The organism is Roseospira navarrensis, from assembly GCF_009601025.1.
GTDB classification, from domain to species: domain Bacteria; phylum Pseudomonadota; class Alphaproteobacteria; order Rhodospirillales; family Rhodospirillaceae; genus Rhodospira; species Rhodospira navarrensis.
In genome coordinates, this window is sequence record NZ_WIVE01000002.1 from 23,575 (window position 1) to 42,172 (window position 18,598).

Sequence of the window (18,598 nt, forward strand, 5' to 3'; positions counted from 1 at the left end):
GCATGGATGTATGCTCAGGAGCTGCGGTGACGGCCCGCCCGGCACCATGCGGCAGCGCTCAACAGAAGGTTGATCGGTCCATGATCCAGATCCCGCTGAACACAGCACGCCCCTTCCCGCCCTCTCGGCCCAGCGTCGGCGGCCGGCTGGCCTTGGGCATGGGCGCGCTGCTGCTCATCCCCGCTTTGGCGGCCTGCGTGACGACCCCGCCGGAGGGCGAGACGGACCTTGGTCTGCTGCTGCTGGCGCGCATCCAGAACGGCTCCGACGGATCGGCGGCGGGGGACCCGACCGGCACCGCGACAACCGAAGCCCTGAAGGCCCTGGTGGAATCCGGGACCGCTGACGCCTCGACCCGGCCCCAGGATGCCGCCCTCGTCCAGGCGTTCTACGCCGGGCGCGGCTTCGCGCCGGCGTGGACCGACGGAACGGGCCCCACGGCCCGGGGACAGGCGGTCCGGGATGTGCTCGTGACCGCCTGGGCGGACGCCATCCCCGATATCGCGGTTCCGCCCGTGCCCGAGGCCGAGGCCGGCGCGCCCGTGCCGCCGGCGGCCGTGGCGCGGCATGATCTGGCCGTGACGCGCGCGCTGGCGACCTACGCTGGGCGCGCGCTGCAACGCCGGGTCGTCTGGGCGCCGCGCATCCCCGATGGCACCCTGGGCGCCCTGCGCGAGATCGCGGCGGAGAACCCGGCCGCCGAGCCGCCCGGCCGCCTGTTCCGCCTCGTCTCCGACGACGACCGCACGGCGCGCCTGCGCCGTGGCCTGTTGCGGTATCACGCCCTGGCCGAGGGCGGCGGCTGGCCCCGCGTGAACCCGGACGGCGCCAAGATCGAACCCGGCGACCGCCATCCGGACGTGCCCCTGATCCGCGCCCGCCTGGCCGTGACCGGAGACCTGACGGACGAAAACGCCGGCCCCTCCGCCTCGGCCGCCGTGGATCCGACCCTGCTTGACCCGGTCCTCGCGGCCGCCGTGCGGCGGTTCCAGGCCCGCCACGGTCTGGCCATCGACGGCAAGGTGGGCCCCCAGACCCGCGCCGCCATGGCCATGCCGGCGGACCGGCGGCTGCGCCAGATGGCGCTCAACCTGAAACGCCTGCGGGCGCTGCCGCCGCTCCCCGACGGACGCTCCATCGAGGTCAACATCGCGGGGGCGGCGCTGGAAGGACGCCAGGACGGCGAGACGGTGTTTCGCACCGACGTGATCGTCGGCATGCGTGACCGGCCGACGCCGGAACTGCGCAGCGCCATCAACCAGCTTGTGCTGAACCCCACGTGGACGGTGCCCACCAGCATCGCCGAGAAGGACATCCTGCCCAAGTTGCGCAACGACCCCACCTATCTGACCTCGCACGGGTTCCAGGTGTTCGAGGGGTGGACCGGCGGCGCGGCCGAGCTGGACCCCTCCCAGATCGACTGGCACGCGCCCGACGTGGATATTCGCGGCATGCGTCTGCGGCAGGCGCCCGGCCCGGGCAATGCCCTGGGCGAGATCAAGTTCCTGTTCCCGAACGACCATGACGTCTATCTGCACAGCACGCCCAGCCGGGGTCTGTTCGCGCGCTCGACCCGCACGTTCAGTTCGGGATGCGTGCGGGTGCGCGATCCGCTGGATCTGGCGACCTTCATCCTCGACGACCCTGGCACGTGGACCGCCGAAACGCTCCGGGACCGCATCCGGGCGGGCGGAACGCGCACGGTCCGTCCCGGCCAGTCCATCCCGGTGTCGATCATCTACCTGACGGCCTGGGTCGCGGAAGACGGGACGATTCACTTCCGTCGCGATGTTTACGGCACGGATGCCGGCGATCTCTCAACGGTCGCGGATCTGCGCTGAGTTTCGCGGTTTCTGGAAAGAGTCCAGGCCCGGAGTCCAGCTTTCGCGCATTCTTTGTTGCTTTTGTCGCTGCGGTGCGCAATTTTGCTGTCCCTCCGGGGCTGCGGCCCCGGGTCGCATTGCACCGGCCCGCGCCGGCTTCCGCGCCGCGTGGGCTCACCGAACCACCCGGAAACCGCAGCGGAGCGCGCGCCATGTCCGACGCCTACCAAGAAGCCCACGACCTGTCCCTGACGGACCCGGCAGCCTTCTGGGGCAAGGCTGCCGAGGACATCCATTGGGTCAAGCGGTGGGACAAGGTGCTCGACGAGTCCAACCCGCCCTTCTATCGCTGGTTCGTCGGCGGTGAGCTGAACACCTGCTACAACGCCGTGGATCGGCATGTGGAAGCCGGTCACGGCGATCGGGCCGCGATCATCTATGACAGCCCGATCACCGGGACCAAGCGCACCACCACGTATGCCGAACTGAAGCAGCAGACCGCATCCTTCGCCGGCGTGCTGGCCGACCAGGGTGTGACCAAGGGCGACCGTGTCATCATCTATATGCCGATGGTGCCCGAAGCCCTGGTGGCCATGCTGGCCTGCGCCCGCCTGGGCGCCGTGCATTCGGTGGTGTTCGGCGGATTCGCCGCCAACGAGTTGGCGACCCGCATCAATGACGCCAAGCCCAAGGTGGTGGTGGCGGCGTCCTGCGGCCTGGAGCCGGGCCGCGTCATCGCCTACAAGCCGCTGCTGGACGAGGCCATCCGCGTGGCCACGCACAAGCCCGACCGCTGCGTCATCCTGCAGCGGGAGCAGAAGCCGGGTGACCTGATCGCCGGCCGTGACGTGGACTGGGCGGAGGCCGTCTCCTCGGCCCGTCCGCACGACTGCGTGCCGGTGCAGGCCACCGACCCGCTGTACATCCTGTACACCTCCGGCACCACCGGGCAGCCCAAGGGCGTGGTGCGCGACAACGGCGGGCACGCCGTCGCCCTGAAATGGACCATGAAGGCCATCTACAACATGGAGCCGGGCGAGGTGTACTGGGCCGCGTCCGACGTGGGCTGGGTCGTCGGGCACTCCTACATCTGCTACGGCCCGCTCCTGCACGGCTGCACCACGGTCGTGTTCGAGGGCAAGCCCGTGGGCACGCCCGACGCGGGCACCTTCTGGCGGGTCATCAGCGAGCACAAGATCCCGGTGCTGTTCACCGCGCCGACGGCCTTCCGCGCCATCAAGAAGGAAGACCCGAACGGCGAGTTGCTGCAGAAGTATGACCTGAGCCATTTCCGCACCCTGTTCCTGGCCGGCGAGCGCGCCGACCCGAACACCATCACCTGGGCGCAGGCTCAGCTCAAGGTGCCGGTCATCGACCACTGGTGGCAGACGGAAACCGGCTGGGCCATCGCCGCCAACTGCATGGGCCTGCAGGAATTCCCGGTCAAGTTGGGCTCGCCGACCAAGGCCGTGCCGGGCTGGAACGTCCAGGTCCTGGGCGAGGACAAGCAGCCCGTCGCCCCCGGCCAGATCGGCGCCCTGGTCTGCAAGCTGCCGCTGCCTCCGGGCACGCTGCCGACGCTGTGGAATGCCGACGACCGCTTCCGTCAGGCGTACATGGACGAGTACCCGGGCTACTACAAGACGGGCGACGCCGGCTTCGTGGACGAAGAGGGCTACGTTTACGTCATGACCCGGACCGACGACATCATCAACGTCGCCGGACACCGCCTGTCCACCGGCGCCATGGAAGAGGTGCTGGCCAATCACCCGGATGTGGCCGAGTGCGCCGTGATCGGCGTGCACGACGACATGAAGGGGCAGATGCCGCTCGGTTTCCTGGTCCTCAAGGCCGGCGTGACAAAGCCGCACGCCGAGGTCGTGGCCGAGGCGGTCAAGATGGTGCGCGAGACCATCGGTCCCGTCGCGGCCTTCAAGAAGGCCCTGGTGGTCAACCGTCTGCCCAAGACCCGCTCCGGCAAGATCCTTCGCGGCACCATGCAGAAGATCGCCGACCACGAGGAGTTCAAGATGCCGGCGACCATCGACGATCCGGACATCCTGCCCGAGATCGAGGACGCGCTGAAGGAGGTCGGACTGGCCAAGTAACCCGGCCTGAACCGCACCTGTCGCGTTAACGGAGCGGCCGGCACCCCCCCCTGGGGCGCGCCGGCCGTTCTGTTTTGTGGACGCCACGGCGCGCCCCGGCTTGGTCAGGACTCGCGCCGCGTCCGGACGCGACTCCGAGCATTCATGATTGCGGCACCAGCCGGGGCATCAACTGCCGGTGTAACGGTGCTTTACGATTTCTCAAGGGCTGTTCCCTATTTTCCTGCGGACGTCGATAAAATCATTTACGACCATGGGGCACGTATTGTTTTTATACCCTGCATAAAACTGCAGGGCCGCGCCGAGGGCGCATGACCCCGCCTTGGCCGCCGCGGGGTTCTGGGGGGGCGCGGACGGTCGAGGAGAGTGTTTCGGATGAACGGGAGTCAGACGGATCCAGGAGTGCCCGTGCGGCCCAGGGAAGCGATGTCCACCACCGCCTGCGCGGTCTGTGCCTCCGTTCCGTCGACCTGTCCCGCGAACCTCCCCCGGGGCCTGTCGTGTCACCATGTGCTGGAGCGCGTGGATGCCGGGCTCGCCCTGGTCAATGGCGGTGCGATCGTCTTCGTCAACGACTCGTTTGCAGCGCTGGCGCGCCGGGAGCGCGACCAGCTCATCGACGTTCCGTTCCTGTCCCTGTTCGTCGAAGATGATCGAAAGCTGCTCAACACCTGCTTGAATGGCGCGGCGGAACCCGGTGGGGCTTGCGGACCCTGCGCCGACACGCAGGCCCCGCCCTCGGTTTACCATCTGCGGGCGCCGGATCAGGACGAGCCCGTCGGGGTCACGGTGCGGGCCCAGGGCCTCGACATGGGCCCACGCGGCGACACCGAGATCCCGGTCCTGGTCGAGATGCGCGACGCCACCCGGGAAACCGAGATGGCGCAGGCCCTGCAGGACAGCGAGCGACGCTACCGTGGCCTGTTCGAGCATGCGCTTCAGGGGATCTTCCAGACCACCCCGGACGGGCGCTATGTCACCGTCAATGCCGCCTGCGCCGAGATCCTGGGCTACGACGGTCCCGAAGACCTCATCGCCTCGCGCACCGACATCGCGCGCCAGTCCTACCTGGACCCGGACGCCCGCCGGCGGTTCATCGCCCGGGTCGAGGAAGAAGGCGTCGTCGAGCATTTCGAGTCCCAGATGCTGCGCAAGGACGGCTCGGTCATCTGGATCACGGAAAACGCCCGCTGCGTGCGCGACCAGAACGGCAACACCGTCATCTACGAAGGCACGATGGCGGACATCACGGCCCGCAAGCAGGCGGACGCCGACCTGCACCTGATGGCCAAGGTGGTCAACAGCGTGCACGAGGGCATCGTCATCATCGACCGCGACCGGCTGGTCTGGGGCGCCAACGAGGCCTACCAGCGCATGACCGGCCACGATGCCGCCGACCTGCTGAGCCGCCCCGCGCGCCTGACCACGCCGGAACTGCACGAACCCGGGTTCGAGGGCATGATCCTGGAACAGGTGGAGGCCACCGGGCACTGGGTCGGCGAGGTCTGGGCGCAGCGCCGCAATGCGCCGCCCTTTCCCATGGAAATGTCGGTCTCCGCCGTGCGCGACCGCGACGGAACCCTGACCCACTACGTCGCCGCCTGCACCGACATCACCAAGCGCAAGCGGGACGAGGAGCATATCCGCTTCCAGGCCAACTACGACATGCTCACCCACCTGCCCAATCGGTACCTCATCATGGACCGGCTGGAACAGGCGATCCTGAAAGCGCGGCGGGACGACACGCGCGTGTGCGTGCTGTTCCTGGACCTGGACCGCTTCAAGAACATCAACGACCTGTACGGCCACGCCGCCGGCGACGAGGTCCTCAAGCTGGTGGCGCGCCGCCTGCGGCAGGTGGTGCGCATGTCGGACACTGTCGGCCGCCTGGCCGGCGACGAGTTCATCATCGCGCTGACCGACGTGGCCGACGGCGACGTGGGCGACCAGGTGGCAAGCAAGATCATCGAGGCCCTGTCCGAACCCTTCCTGATCCTGGACGCCGAGCTGTTCTGCCTGCCGTCCATCGGCATCACCTACTTCCCCGACCAGGCCGATTCCGTCGAGGCGCTGCTGCGCAACGCGGATATCGCCATGTATCACGCCAAGCTGCTGGGGGACCGGCGGCATATCGCGTTCTCGGAGGACATGGCGCAACGGTCCATCGAAATGATGAACCTGGAAAACGACCTGCGCCATGCCCTCAACCGCGAAGAGCTGGAACTGCACTATCAGCCGAAGGTCTCGGGCCACGACGGCAGCGTGGTCGGCGCGGAGGCCCTGATCCGGTGGCGTCATCCCCGGCTGGGGCTGGTGGGTCCGGGCGACTTCATCCCGCTGGCCGAGGAATCCGGCCTCATCATCCCCATGGGCCGCTGGACGCTGGTGACGGCCTGCAAGCAGTACATGCTCTGGCAGGCCGAGGGGATCGCGCCCGACAGCGTGTCCGTCAACGTCTCCATGCGCCAGTTCACCGACACGTCGTTGCTGGAAAGCGTGCGCGACGTGCTGGAGACCACCGGGATTCCGCCGGGCTGCCTGGATCTGGAGATCACCGAAAGCGTGATGACCGGCAACGTGGAACGCGCCGTGTCGATCCTGAACGGGCTGAAGTCGCTGGGGGTCACCCTCTCCATGGACGACTTCGGCACCGGCTACAGCTCGTTGAATTACCTCAAGACCTTCCCCATCGACACGCTGAAGATCGACCAGACCTTCGTCCGGGATCTCAGCCATGACACCAAGGATGCGGCTATCGTGACGACCATCGTCACGCTGGCCCGCAACCTGGGTTTCAACGTCATCGCGGAAGGCGTTGAATCACATGACCAATTGGCCTTCCTGATTGGCAGCGACTGCCCGCTGTTCCAGGGCTATCTGGCCAGCCGGCCCCTGCCGGTGGATGCCTTCACGGAATTTCTGCGCAGCCGCCTGCCGCGCGGCACGGTTTCGGCGACCCCGCCCGCCTCCTGAGGGGCGGGCGGCCGTCCGACGCTCGACTCCGATCCGGTCGTGACCTACCGCCGCAGGCCCTCCCGGACGACGGCCTGCAGGGCGCGGGTATCGTTGGGCGCCTCCACCATGCGCTCGGGCCGCTGGAACAGATCGGCCAGCCGCGCCGGCAGCGGGGGGCGCACGCCGGTGGCCTGCTCGACCGCATCCGGGAACTTGGCCGGATGGGCGGTCGCCAGCGACACCGTCACGCCGCCTTCGTCGCGCCGCCCGGCCACCTGCCCGGCCACGATGCCAATGGCGGTGTGCGGGTCCGCCAGCACGCCCGTCGTTTCCAGGATGCGGCGCATGGAGGCCGAGGTTTCCTCGTCCGTCAGGCGGTGCCCCCGGAACAGGCCGAGCAGCTCCTGGTGCAGGTCGTCCGGAACGTCGAAGGCCCCGCTCTGGCGGAACCTGTCCATGGCGGACCGCACCTCGGCGGCATCGCGCCCGTACACCTCGAACAGCAGGCGCTCGAAGTTGCTGGACACCTGAATGTCCATGCTGGGGCTGATGGTCGGCACCACGGTTTCCTGCCGCATGGTGCCCGTTTCCAGGAACCGGCTCAGGATGTCGTTCTGGTTCGAGCCCACCACCAGCCGGTCGATGGGAAGACCCATCTGGCGGGCCACGTAGCCCGCGAAGATGTTGCCGAAGTTGCCCGTGGGCACGCTGAAGCCCAGGCCCCGATCCGGCGCGCCCAGCGCCACGCCGGCCCAGGCGTAGTAGACCACCTGCGCCATGATGCGGGCCCAGTTGATCGAGTTGACGGCGGACAGGCCCACTTCCTCGCGGAAGTCCGGATCGCCGAACAGCGACTTCACCAGCGCCTGACAGTCGTCGAACGTGCCGTTGACCGCGATGTTGTGCACGTTGGCGGACTGCACGGTCGTCATCTGGCGCCGCTGCACCTCCGACACCCGGTCCTTGGGGTGCAGGATGAAGATGTCGATGGCCTCGCGGTCCCGGCAGGCCTCGATGGCGGCGGAGCCGGTATCGCCCGACGTCGCCCCGACGATGGTCACGCGGCGGCCGGCGCGCGTCAGCAGCAGCTCGAACAGCGGCCCCAGCACCTGCATGGCGTGGTCCTTGAAGGCCAGTGTGGGCCCGTGGAACAGCTCCATCATCCAGTCGTGGGGGCCGATCTGGCGCAGCGGCGCCACCGCCGGATGATCGAAGCGCGCATAGGCGGCGTCCAGCAGGTCGGCCAGTTCCTCTTCCGTCAGCGCCGCGCCCACGAACGGCAACATGATCCGGAACGCCAGTTCCTCATGGGACAGGCCGCGCATGTCGCGCCACTCCCGCTCCGAGAGGACCGGCCACTCCTCGGGCACGTACAGGCCGCCGTCGGCAGCCAGGCCGGTCAGGACGACATCATCGAAGCCCAGAACGGGGGCGGTGCCCCGGGTGCTTACATATCGCACGGCACAAGATCTCCCTTCACGGTGTGCGGGGTCAGGCCCCGTCCCGGACCCTAAGCCCTGTCGCGGGGAGCGGCAACACCACGCATGCCCGGTCCCCGTCGCGCCGCGAGGGCCGCATCCACCTGCGTCGCCAGGGCCTCGGCCAGGGCGGCATGATCGGCCTCGGTGTAGTGTACGCCGTCCACCCCGTGGGTTCCCCCCGTGATCGCCCCGGCCTCCGCGACCCGCAGGCCCGCGCCGACGGCGGCCGCCGCCACGGCCGGGCCGACCAGCCGGGACAGGGGCTCTTGCCCCGCGAAGGTCTCCCGCGTCCAGGGGGCCAGCGGGCCCAGCGGCGGCGGCGCCAGGATCAGGACGTCGGGCGGCGCATAGGCACTGGCCGGGCCGCCCGTTCCGGCCACGGCGGCCAGGGCCAGCACGGACGCAGCGATGGCCCCCGCCGAGCGCGCGAAGCGCGCCTTCATGTCGTTGGTGCCCAGGGCCAGAACGACCAGGTCCACCGGCGTCGCCCGGACCAGCGCGCCCGGAAGGTGGTGGCGGCCGTTGAAGGCCTCGGGCGCGAGCGGCGGGAATGTCTCGGCGGCGAACGTGTCGTCCCGATCCACGGTCCGGGCCGGCAGGGCATCGACGCGAACGCGCGCGGCGCCGCCCAGCCGCGCCGCCATGGCCTCCGGCCAGGGGACGCCGTCCGGGAAGCGCTCAAGCGGGCGACGTTCCACGTCAGGGATCCAGCCCCAGGCGTTGGAATCGCCATAGACGAGCACAGTGGCGGGCATGGGGGCTCCTTCAACACCGGGGCGGTGGTTCGATTTCGATCCACGAACCCGACCGACCCTAACGCCCTCGCGGGGCGGCGGCCAGGGGCGAGCGTCATCGCCCTCAGGGCAACGGGTTCAGGTTAACATGGCGGCATGTTCCTCGCTGTCGGAGCGGGCCTCTCGAGATCCCTCGTCTCGCTTCGCTCACTCGGGATGACCCATTAAAATTATAGGATGTCATCCTGAAGCCGCGAAGCGGCTGAAGGACCTCGAGCGCAGATCCCCGCCCAACTGCAAAGACCTGGAAGAGCGATCCCGTTAACCTGAGCCCGTCGCCCTCTCATCGCCCTCACCTCATCTTGACGCCCGTGATCTCCCGGACCTACAGTTTCCACACAGCATGTTCGGTCACTCGCTCGAGGTGTGCGCGTGGCCGGCCCGGAACCGTAGAAGGACGATCGTCCCATGAAACATGTGTCCGATTCCTCGTTCGAGGAGGATGTCCTGAAGTCCTCGTCCCCCGTGCTGGTGGACTTCTGGGCGGAGTGGTGCGGCCCCTGCCGGCAGATCGCGCCGGCGCTGGAGGAGCTGGATCAGTCCATGGGCGACAAGGTCACCGTGGCCAAGATCAACATTGACGAGAATCCCAACACGCCGAACAAGTACGGTGTGCGGGGCATTCCGACTCTGATGGTGTTCAAGGACGGTCAGGTCGCCGCGACCAAGATCGGCGCATTGCCCCGCAGCAAGCTGATCGAATGGGTCGAATCGGTGGTCTGACCGCCACCCGGCCCACGTCTGACACGGCACGACGCCCCGAAAACCCCGCCCGGTCGCTCCGACTGGTGCGGGGTTTTCGTCTGCGCGGGACGCCGACGGTCCGTAGACAGAGAAGGGGGCGGCCCCGGTCGGAGCCACCCCCTCTTCTTCTTGTTGGCCAACGGCGATGGACCGGGATGGCTCATCCCGGTCACCGGCAACCTGGCTCAGGCCGCGCGGGCCACCCCGCCCTTGCGCAGCCAGCGCGAGCCGAACAGGCCGCCCAGGGCCGTCAGCAGGAACCAGGCGGCGGCCGGCAGCGGCGCCACGGTCAGCTTCACGTCGTCGATGAAGCCGCCCAGCGTGTTCGCCTCGCCGGTGGCGAGGAAGCTCACCTCGTAATCGCCGGCGATCGCCACATCAAAGGCGTAGCTCAGGACCTGCCACTGCGGGACATTGTTGACCGAGTAGTTGTCCTCGGAATTCATCGGACCCAGCACGGCACCATTGGCGCCCATGACCTGCACCTCAATGCCGTTGTCGTTCTCCTTGTTGGTCCGCCAGGAGTAGGCATAGGACAGGATGTAGCGGCCGGCATCCAGGTTCACGATCTTCTGATAGGCGTTGCTGTTGGAACCGTTCCGGGGATGGCTGTCCAGCTCGACGTACAGGTCACCGTCGTAGGCCTGGAAGCTGCCGACGGTGCCGCTCGACTGCACCTCGATGCCGGACCCGACGTTGCTGCCCCACCCCGGCAGTTCCTCGTACACGTCCCAGCCGCCATTGGTCTGCAACTGCGTGATGGTCTTGCCGCCGATGAAGCCGACGAACCCGCCGTCTTCCTCGAAGCTGCCGTTCTGGATGAAGCTCGCCGACGCGGTCGAAGCGCCAGCGACCATGACCAGGGCGGCGGTCGCCGCACCGAGAGAGAGAAGAGACCCGCGCATACCCATTGCCACATACTCCTTGGTCTTGGCTGACGGACGGCGGGATCCGGTCCCGTCATGCTCAGCCCTGCAGCCGATTGTGATTTCGATCCCGTTGTGAGACACACGATTTCACGAGCGCGGGGCGTGGCGCAATTCTCCTTAAGGCGAGTCACCCTTTTGGTGGGCTCGGGCTCCCAGGCGCGCCCCTGCCTGCCCCGCCGCCTCCACCATTCGGTGGAGTCCGCCGCAGGCCGAGTTCTCCCCCAACGGGTGGGATTGCGTACATGAAAAAGGGGCGGTCCCTCGCGGAACCGCCCCCTTGCGCCCCGGGATCCGGGCTCGGATCGGGCCGCCTACTCCAGCGCCTGCACGATCTCTTCGGTCATCTTCTTGGCGTCGCCGAAGAGCATCATGGTGTTGTCCTTGAAGAACAACGGGTTGTCCACGCCGGCATAGCCCGACGCCATGGAGCGCTTCACGAACAGCACGGTCTTGGCGTTTTCCACGTCCAGGATCGGCATGCCGTAGATCGGGCTCGTCGGGTCGGTCTTGGCCGACGGGTTGGTGACGTCGTTCGCGCCGATGACATAGGCGACATCGGCGGTGGAGAACTCGTTGTTGATGTCCTCCAGCTCGAACACCTCGTCATAGGGCACGTTGGCCTCGGCCAGCAGCACGTTCATGTGCCCCGGCATGCGGCCCGCCACCGGGTGGATGGCGTACTTCACGTCGATGCCCTCGGCCTTCAGCTTGTCCGCCATCTCGCGCAGGGCGTGCTGGGCCTGGGCCACCGCCATGCCGTAGCCCGGCACGATGATGACCTTGGAGGCGTTGGACATGATGAAGCTGGCGTCGTCCGCGCTGCCCGGCTTGACCGACTTGTCGCCGCCGGGGCCGCCGGCCGCCGCCGCGCTGTCGCCGCCGAAGCCGCCCAGGATCACGTTGAAGATCGAGCGGTTCATGCCCTTGCACATGATGTAGGACAGGATCGCACCGGACGAGCCCACCAGGGCGCCGGCCACGATCAGCAGCGGGTTGCCCAGCGTGAAGCCGATGCCGGCCGCGGCCCACCCCGAGTAGCTGTTCAGCATCGAAATCACCACCGGCATGTCGGCGCCGCCGATGGGGATGATGATGAGGAAGCCCAGGGTGAACGCCAGCGCGGTGAGCAGGCCGAAGACCACGTAGCTCTCGGTGACGCAGAAGATCACCAGAAGCACGAGCAGGGTGATGCCCAGGCCGGCGTTCAGCTTGTGTTGCCCGGTGAAGGTCACCGGCGAGCCGGAGACCAGCCCCTGAAGCTTGGCGAACGCCACCACGGAGCCCGAGAAGGTGATGGCGCCGATGGCCAGGCCCAACGACATCTCGATCAGGCTGGCGGCGGGCAGCGAGCCCACCGACCCGATGCCGTAGTTCTCCGGCGTCAACAGCGCGGCCCAGGCCACCAGAACGGCGGCCATGCCGACCAGCGAGTGGAAGGCGGCCACCAACTGCGGCAGCGCGGTCATCTTGACCTTGCGGGCCACCACGGCGCCGATGCCGCCACCGATCGCCACAGCCAACGCCATGGGCAGGTAGTTGACCACATTGGGCGAAACCAGCGTGGTCAGCACGGCGATGCCCATGCCGATCATGCCGTACAGGTTGCCCTGTCGCGCGGTGGTGGGGGAGGAGAGGCCCCTGAGCGCCAGGATGAAGCACACCGCGGCGACCAGATAGGCCATCATTGTCAAACCGAATCCCATGTCTCGCCCTCCCTAGCTCTTTTTCTTCTTGAACATGGCGAGCATGCGTTCGGTGACGATGAAGCCGCCGAAGATGTTGATCGACGCCAGAAGAACCGCCGCGAGGCCGAGCCAACTCGCGCTGGTGAACTCGGCAGGACCGGCGGCGATCAGGGCGCCGACGATGATGACGGAGGAGATCGCGTTGGTCACGCCCATCAGCGGGGAGTGCAGCGCCGGAGTGACGCTCCAGACCACGTAGAAGCCGATGAAGCAGGCCAGCACGAACACGGTGAACAGCCACCAGAATTCGCCGGGCGCGTGGCCACTGCCGGCGGCGGCCGCGGCACCCATCGCCGAACCGGCGACCTGATCGGCCAGGGCCTGGGCGTTCTCGGCCAGGGCGCCGGCCTGCTCGGCGAGCGCGCCGGCCTGGGACGCGATGGTCTCGTTTTGCGTTGCCATTGGGGGTCCCTCTCCTAGTTCGAACCGCCGGCGAGGGCCGGATGGACCACCTTGCCGTCGTGACAGACGCAGGTGCCCTTGATGGTCTCGTCATCCCAGTTCAGCTTGAGCCCCTTGGACTCCTTGTCGAACATGGGGGTGAAGAAGTTGAAAAGGTTCTTGGCGAACAGCGGGCTGGCGTCGGCGGCCACGCGGGTCGGCAGGTTCGGATAGCCGACGATCTTGACGCCGTGCACCTCGACCACCTTGCCGAGCTCGGACAGCTCGCAGTTGCCGCCGGCCTCGACCGCCATGTCCACGATCACCGAGCCCTTCTTCATGCTCTTGACCTGCTCGGCGGTGACCAGCTTGGGCGCCGGACGGCCGGGGATCAGGGCGGTGGTGATGACGATGTCCGTCTTCTTCAGGACCTCGGAGATGACCTGCTTCTGCTTCTCGAAGTACTCGGGCGGCATTTCCTTGGCGTAGCCGCCTTCGGTCTCCGCCTGCTTCTCCATCTCCGCGTCCACGGTGACGAACTTACCGCCCAGGCTCTCCACCTGTTCGCGCGTGGCCGGCCGGACGTCCGTGGCCTGGACCGCGGCGCCCATGCGCTTGGCGGTGGCGACGGCCTGCAGGCCCGCCACACCGGCGCCGAACACCAGCACGCGCGCCGGCGGCACGGTGCCGGCGGCGGTCATCATCATGGGAAAGGCGCGCGAGAAGGCGTTGGCCGCCTCGATCACCGCCTTGTAGCCGCCCAGGTTGGCCTGGGACGACAGGATGTCCATGGACTGCGCGCGGCTGATGCGCGGCATCAGCTCCATGGCGAAGGCCGACACGCCCGCGGCGGCCAGCTTTTCCACCATGTCCTTCTGGGTCAGCGCGTTCAGGTGACACATCAGCATCGCGCCCCGTTTCATCAGGGCGATCTCGTCCGTGCCTTCGTCGGCGGTCATCGGACGCTGGATCTTCCAGACGAGATCCGCGTCCGCCAGCGCGCTTTTGGCGTCCGGGGCGATGGTCACGCCCACGTCCTTGAGCATGGCGTCGGTGACATCGGCGCCCATCCCGGCGCCGGATTCAACCACCACCTCGACGCCCAGTCCGACCAGCTTCTTGGCGACCTCGGGGGAGATCGCCACGCGCGCCTCGTCGCTGCGGCGTTCCTTTGGTACGGCGAGTTTCATGGATTGGGACCCTCGATCGATCAACGAATGGCGTTGCAACGCGGAACGGAATCGCCCGCAGCACCGCCGGGATATTGGAGCCGGTTCGGGTCTCGGCAACATGCCACAGTGAAAAACATAGGCATGCAAACGAGCCCGACGGGAGGGGCGACCCATCCCGAAGTCCGGGGACCCTAGCCGATCATGACGCGCAAGGCCACTGCCAAGGTCGACTTTTCCGCACCCGCGAACAATTGCCGGGCTCCGAATCCAGATGACAGGGGTGTCATGGTTCGTGCCCCATCACGAGATCCTTCGCCCCCGTAGGGCGCTCAGGATGACGTGCTCTATTAATAGTGTGTAGTTCTGAGGGAGAGTAGCGACCGAAGGACCTCGTGAGGCGGGTTCGACCCCATCCGTGTCACAGAACGGCAATCCGGGTTCGGAGCCCCGCGAACAAATGCCGGCCCGTGGACTCTGAACCGGGACCGATGGCACGCTGGATCGTCCGCCCACAGTCCATCGGGTTTCGCGATGTCCTGCCCGCCCCCGGTCTGCCCTGCCGCGCCGCTTCACTGGCGCTGGCCGCGTCGTGCTCTCGCGACTCTGTTGGGGGCGGCGGCGCTGGTGGTTGGCCCCGGGCCCACGGCGGCCGAGGAGAGCCAGCATCTGCTTTATGAGGCGCGGTTCCTGGGGCTGCCCGTCGGCGACGTGGCGGTCCACATGACCCGCACCGACGAGGCCTATGCCGTCACCGTCAATGGCCGCGCAACGGGCCTGTACTGGCTGCTGAAGGGCATCCGCGTCCATCGCGAGGCCCGGGGCCGGATCACGCCCGACGGCGCGCTTGAGCCCGACTCGTACCGGGAAGCCTATCGCGAGTGGGACCGGCAGGGTGTCCGTCGGGTGGACTTCCACGGCCCGGACGGCCTCCCCCAGGGGTTCAAGAACGGCCGCCCGGTGGACCGCATGGAGGACGAACTACGGATGGGCGCCCTCGACCCGCTGTCGGCCATCCTCGACCTGCGGACTCGGGTGGGCGACTTGGCGCAAGCCGGCCAGACCGCCCCCGAAACCCTCACCCTGCCCGTCTACGACGCCACCGTGCGGTTTGACGCGATGGTGCGACTCGGCACGCCGACCCAGGTGACCGCCGCCGGGCAGCCGTGGCGGGCGCGCGTGGCCACCGTCACCTTCGACCCCCTGGGCGGATTCAGCGACAAGCACGCCGCGGAGTATCGCCGGGGCGGGTCGCGCCTCACGCTGACGGATCACACTGCCGCGATTCCTCTGCGCTTCGAGCTGGAGCAGGGCTGGGGCGCCTTTGATCTCGTCTATGTGGGCCGATGCGGCCAGGTCCCGACCCCCTGCCCGGACAACGAGGTGGACCCCCTGGACTCGACCGAATATACCAACGAGCGATGAGGATTTGCGGGACCGGCCGGCGGCGGCGGCTCCGCGCGCACGGACCAGAGCCTGAACACGGAGGACCCCGGTGGCGCTGCACGAACCGACCAACGACGAACGCTACCTCGCGCAGCCGCGCGGCGCGCCCGTGATCGTGACCACGCTCGGCTGGGCGCTCGGGGCGCTGGCCGCGGCGTTGCTGCTCACCCTGGACTCGCCCCTGCAGGCCCGGGCCCTGGAGCTTTATACGGCCACGTTCGGCACCCCGCGCGAGGGCGCCGCGCCCGAACTCCAACTCGCGGGCGTGATCGTGTTCGGCATCGCCGGAGTCATGGTGGGCCTGTTCTCGTCGTTCATGACCGACCTGATCGACGGCGTGCCCAAGGTCGATCTGCGGGCCGGCAACCTGATGGTGCTGATCCTGTGGATCGTGACCGTCGCCCCCTTCGCGCTGGCCGGGTTCCCGTTCCTGGTCCCGATCGTGGCCGGGTTCGTCGGATGGCGGCGCTCGCGCGGGTTCCGGCCCATCTCACGGCGCACCCAGACCGCCGTGTGGGTGGTCTTCTCGGCCATGGGCGTGCTGGCGATCGGTTTCCTGATGTTCGTCCGGCCCGACCTGGGCACCGTCGTCCGCTTCGGCTGATCGGCCCGCACGGCCGCCCCCGTCTCAGGGCTTTCCGAGGACGCCCTCTTGTTCCATGATGGAAACAAAAGGGCGTCGGCCGTCCCGTCCGGGGGCGGGCCGCGCGCCCCTGGGAGGGAGGCCGCGTCATGCCCACCGAACCGCCCGCGACGGCGGCCGTCGAATCACGCCCCGTGTTGTCCGACAGGGTCGCCACCGTCACCCTGGATCATCCCTGGCAGTGGTTGCAGGCCGGCTGGCGGGACCTGGTGACCGCATGGCCGGTGAGCCTGGGGCTCGGCGCCCTGTTCACGGGCACGGGCCTGCTGCTGAGCCTGGGGCTCGCGCTGGCCGGGATGGGGTACCTCATCACCTCGACCATCGCCGGATTCATGCTGGTGGCCCCGGGGCTGGCCATGGGCTTCTACGACATCAGCCGCCGTCTTGAGCGGGGCGAACGGCCGAGCGTGTGGTCGGCGCTGACCGCGTGGCGCACGAACCCGGTCCACATGCTGTCGTTCGGCATCGCGCTGATGTTCTTCATGATGATCTGGCTGCGCTTCGCCGCCCTGGTGTTCGCGATCTTCTTCCCGTACGTCAGCATGTCCTGGGGCAGCATGCTGAACCAGACGCTGTCGGCCGAGGGGTTGGTGTTCCTGGCCGTGGGCGGCGCGGTGGGGGCCGTGTTCGCGGCCATCGCGTTCATGTGCGCCGCCGTGTCCATGCCCATGATGATGGACCGCCGCAGCGACGTGTTCGAAGCGGTCGTCACCAGCATCCTGGCCGTGGTCCGCAATCCGGCGCCCATGGCCCTGTGGGCCGGGCTGATCGTGGTGTTCACCGAGGCCGGGTTGGTGACGCTCCTGATCGGCCTGACCGTGACGCTGCCCCTGATCGGACATGCGTCCTGGCACGCTTACAGAACGCTGGTGCCGGACGACGCAGGCGGAACACCGGAGTGAGCCGGGGGATCAGTACTTGTCCTCGGCGAGGCTCATCACCCCGACCCCGATGGCGACACTGCCGAAAGTGACGAACAGCCCGGCGAACAACAGCACCAGGTTCAGCGCCCAGTGCTCGGAGGCCATGGCCAGGGTGCCGATGCCGCCGACATCGAACCACAGCAGGCTGACTCCGAAACTGACCGCCCCCGCCAGTCCGTAGACGACGTGCTGCAGCATGAAGACGATGGCGTTGCGCTCGTGGCGGGGCATGGGCATGGGAGCCCCCTTCTCTGACACGGATCGGCGATGGGCCGGAACATCCAGAACCCGAGCATGACGCTCGGACATGGACATCGTCAACGGCGCAACCGGATCACAAGCCAGGGGCAGACCACAAAAAAAAAGAAGCGGTCAGGCGCCCGGTCGGGGGGGAGGGACCGGGCGCCTTCCGCTCCAGCAGGAGCACGAGGATCGGACAGGGGGGCGGACCGATCCTCGCCGAAGCGAAGCGGCCATTGTCATGGCCGCCCGCCTTGAGTCAGCAGATGGGGTGACCCGCCCGGGAATAAAATCGCAGCCCGCGCATGACGCCCATGCAGATTTCGCATGCAACCGTTCGTGCCCAGGGGCGTTGATGTTCCCTCAGGCGCGCAACCGCACCCAGACGGGCGTGTGATCGGACGCCTTGGGGGCCCCGCGCGGCGTGCGGTCCACATCGGCGTCGTCCAGGCGGTCGGCGGCCCGTGGCGACAGCAACAGGTGGTCGATCCGCAACCCGTTGTCCTTCTGCCACGCCCCGCCCTGGTAGTCCCAGAAGGTATACACGCCGGGTCGGGGATGGCGGACCGCGATGGCCTCCGTGTAGCCCAGGTGCAGCAGGGCGCGGAACCGTTCCCGGCTTTCCGGCCGGCACAGGGCATCGTCCACCCAACCGGCCGGGTCATAGACATCGCCGTCGGTCGGACAGACGTTGTAGTCCCCGCCCAGCACGACCGTCTCGTCCAGCCGCACCAGCCGCGCCGCATGGGCGCGCAGGCGCTCCATCCAGGCCAGCTTGTAGGCGAACTTGGGCGAGTCGCTCGGATTCCCGTTCGGCAGGTAGATCGAGGCCACCCGGATCGGGTCCGTGCCCCCCACCACCGCCTCGATGTAGCGGGCCTGCTCGTCCCCGGAATCGTCCGGCTCTCCGGGCCGATCGGGCAGGCCCCGGGTCACGTCCTCCAGACCGATGCGAGACAGGATCGCCACGCCGTTGTATGATTTCTGGCCGTGGACCGCGCATTGATAGCCTAGGTCCTCCAGCGGTTCGGCCGGAAAGCCCTCGTCCACGGTCTTGATCTCCTGCATCAGGACCACATCGGGCCGGGCCGTTTCCAGCCAGCCGAGGACCGCAGGAAGGCGGGCCTTGATCGAATTGACGTTCCAGGTGGCGATGGTCGGCATGGTGCGCAGATCCCAGAAAGGTGGCCTGCCCGGGGGCAAAAGCGGTGTGGCGC

At 68.1% G+C, this 18,598-nt stretch carries 15 protein-coding genes; 7 read left to right on the forward strand and 8 right to left on the reverse strand.

Annotated features, from left to right (window positions below; genetic code table 11):
• The first annotated feature begins 80 nt into the window (after window positions 1-80).
• From GHC57_RS01325 to GHC57_RS01335, 3 genes are all read left to right on the forward strand, one after another.
• Window positions 81-1,841 carry a L,D-transpeptidase family protein gene (locus GHC57_RS01325; RefSeq protein ID WP_170294610.1) on the forward strand — a complete coding sequence of 587 codons (1,761 nt, stop codon included), beginning with the start codon at window positions 81-83 and terminating at the stop codon, window positions 1,839-1,841.
• Window positions 1,842-2,035: 194 nt separating this feature from the next.
• Window positions 2,036-3,931 (forward strand): propionyl-CoA synthetase, encoded by a 1,896-nt coding sequence (locus GHC57_RS01330; RefSeq protein ID WP_153340368.1) that lies wholly within the window; start codon window positions 2,036-2,038, stop codon window positions 3,929-3,931.
• 408 nt (window positions 3,932-4,339) lie between these two features.
• Window positions 4,340-6,904: a sensor domain-containing protein gene (locus GHC57_RS01335; RefSeq protein ID WP_343031070.1), complete on the forward strand. Its 2,565-nt coding sequence runs from the start codon at window positions 4,340-4,342 to the stop codon at window positions 6,902-6,904.
• A 44-nt stretch (window positions 6,905-6,948) separates the two neighbouring features.
• Here the strand turns inward: GHC57_RS01335 and thrC are convergent, their stop codons facing one another.
• Together thrC and GHC57_RS19740 are read right to left on the reverse strand one after the other, a co-directional pair.
• On the reverse strand, window positions 6,949-8,346 hold the full coding sequence (gene thrC / locus GHC57_RS01340) for a threonine synthase (protein WP_170294611.1): 1,398 nt from the start codon (window positions 8,344-8,346) through the stop codon (window positions 6,949-6,951).
• A 50-nt stretch (window positions 8,347-8,396) separates the two neighbouring features.
• A complete protein-coding gene (locus GHC57_RS19740; protein ID WP_170294612.1) occupies window positions 8,397-9,122 on the reverse strand; it encodes an SGNH/GDSL hydrolase family protein in 726 nt (241 codons plus the stop codon).
• Between the two features lie 447 nt (window positions 9,123-9,569).
• On the opposite strand from GHC57_RS19740, the gene trxA reads away from it, so the two are divergent.
• On the forward strand, window positions 9,570-9,884 hold the full coding sequence (gene trxA / locus GHC57_RS01345) for a thioredoxin (protein ID WP_153340374.1): 315 nt from the start codon (window positions 9,570-9,572) through the stop codon (window positions 9,882-9,884).
• A 206-nt stretch (window positions 9,885-10,090) separates the two neighbouring features.
• On the opposite strand, the gene GHC57_RS01350 is transcribed toward trxA, so the two are convergent.
• From GHC57_RS01350 to GHC57_RS01365, 4 genes are all read right to left on the reverse strand, one after another.
• Window positions 10,091-10,816: a VPLPA-CTERM sorting domain-containing protein gene (locus tag GHC57_RS01350; protein ID WP_153340376.1), complete on the reverse strand. Its 726-nt coding sequence runs from the start codon at window positions 10,814-10,816 to the stop codon at window positions 10,091-10,093.
• Window positions 10,817-11,145: 329 nt separating this feature from the next.
• Window positions 11,146-12,537, reverse strand: a complete 1,392-nt coding sequence (locus tag GHC57_RS01355; protein WP_153340378.1) for an NAD(P)(+) transhydrogenase (Re/Si-specific) subunit beta — start codon at window positions 12,535-12,537, stop codon at window positions 11,146-11,148.
• 12 nt (window positions 12,538-12,549) lie between these two features.
• Window positions 12,550-12,981, reverse strand: coding sequence for an NAD(P) transhydrogenase subunit alpha part 2 (locus GHC57_RS01360; RefSeq protein ID WP_153340380.1), 432 nt, complete (start codon window positions 12,979-12,981; stop codon window positions 12,550-12,552).
• 14 nt (window positions 12,982-12,995) lie between these two features.
• Window positions 12,996-14,150, reverse strand: coding sequence for a Re/Si-specific NAD(P)(+) transhydrogenase subunit alpha (locus tag GHC57_RS01365; RefSeq protein ID WP_153340382.1), 1,155 nt, complete (start codon window positions 14,148-14,150; stop codon window positions 12,996-12,998).
• A 513-nt stretch (window positions 14,151-14,663) separates the two neighbouring features.
• On the opposite strand from GHC57_RS01365, the gene GHC57_RS01370 reads away from it, so the two are divergent.
• The 3 genes from GHC57_RS01370 (at window position 14,664) to GHC57_RS01380 (ending at window position 17,120) form a co-directional block, all read left to right on the forward strand.
• On the forward strand, window positions 14,664-15,554 hold the full coding sequence (locus GHC57_RS01370; RefSeq protein WP_153340384.1) for a DUF3108 domain-containing protein: 891 nt from the start codon (window positions 14,664-14,666) through the stop codon (window positions 15,552-15,554).
• 70 nt (window positions 15,555-15,624) lie between these two features.
• The gene (locus GHC57_RS01375) at window positions 15,625-16,179 is read left to right on the forward strand and encodes a hypothetical protein (RefSeq protein WP_153340386.1); all 555 of its coding nucleotides are present in this window, start codon (window positions 15,625-15,627) and stop codon (window positions 16,177-16,179) included.
• A gap of 128 nt (window positions 16,180-16,307) precedes the next feature.
• Window positions 16,308-17,120: a DUF2189 domain-containing protein gene (locus GHC57_RS01380; RefSeq protein ID WP_153340388.1), complete on the forward strand. Its 813-nt coding sequence runs from the start codon at window positions 16,308-16,310 to the stop codon at window positions 17,118-17,120.
• A gap of 9 nt (window positions 17,121-17,129) precedes the next feature.
• On the opposite strand, the gene GHC57_RS01385 is transcribed toward GHC57_RS01380, so the two are convergent.
• Together GHC57_RS01385 and GHC57_RS01390 are read right to left on the reverse strand one after the other, a co-directional pair.
• On the reverse strand, window positions 17,130-17,378 hold the full coding sequence (locus GHC57_RS01385) for a hypothetical protein (RefSeq protein WP_153340390.1): 249 nt from the start codon (window positions 17,376-17,378) through the stop codon (window positions 17,130-17,132).
• A gap of 366 nt (window positions 17,379-17,744) precedes the next feature.
• Window positions 17,745-18,545 (reverse strand): exodeoxyribonuclease III, encoded by an 801-nt coding sequence (locus tag GHC57_RS01390; RefSeq protein ID WP_153340392.1) that lies wholly within the window; start codon window positions 18,543-18,545, stop codon window positions 17,745-17,747.
• Window positions 18,546-18,598: the final 53 nt, after the last annotated feature.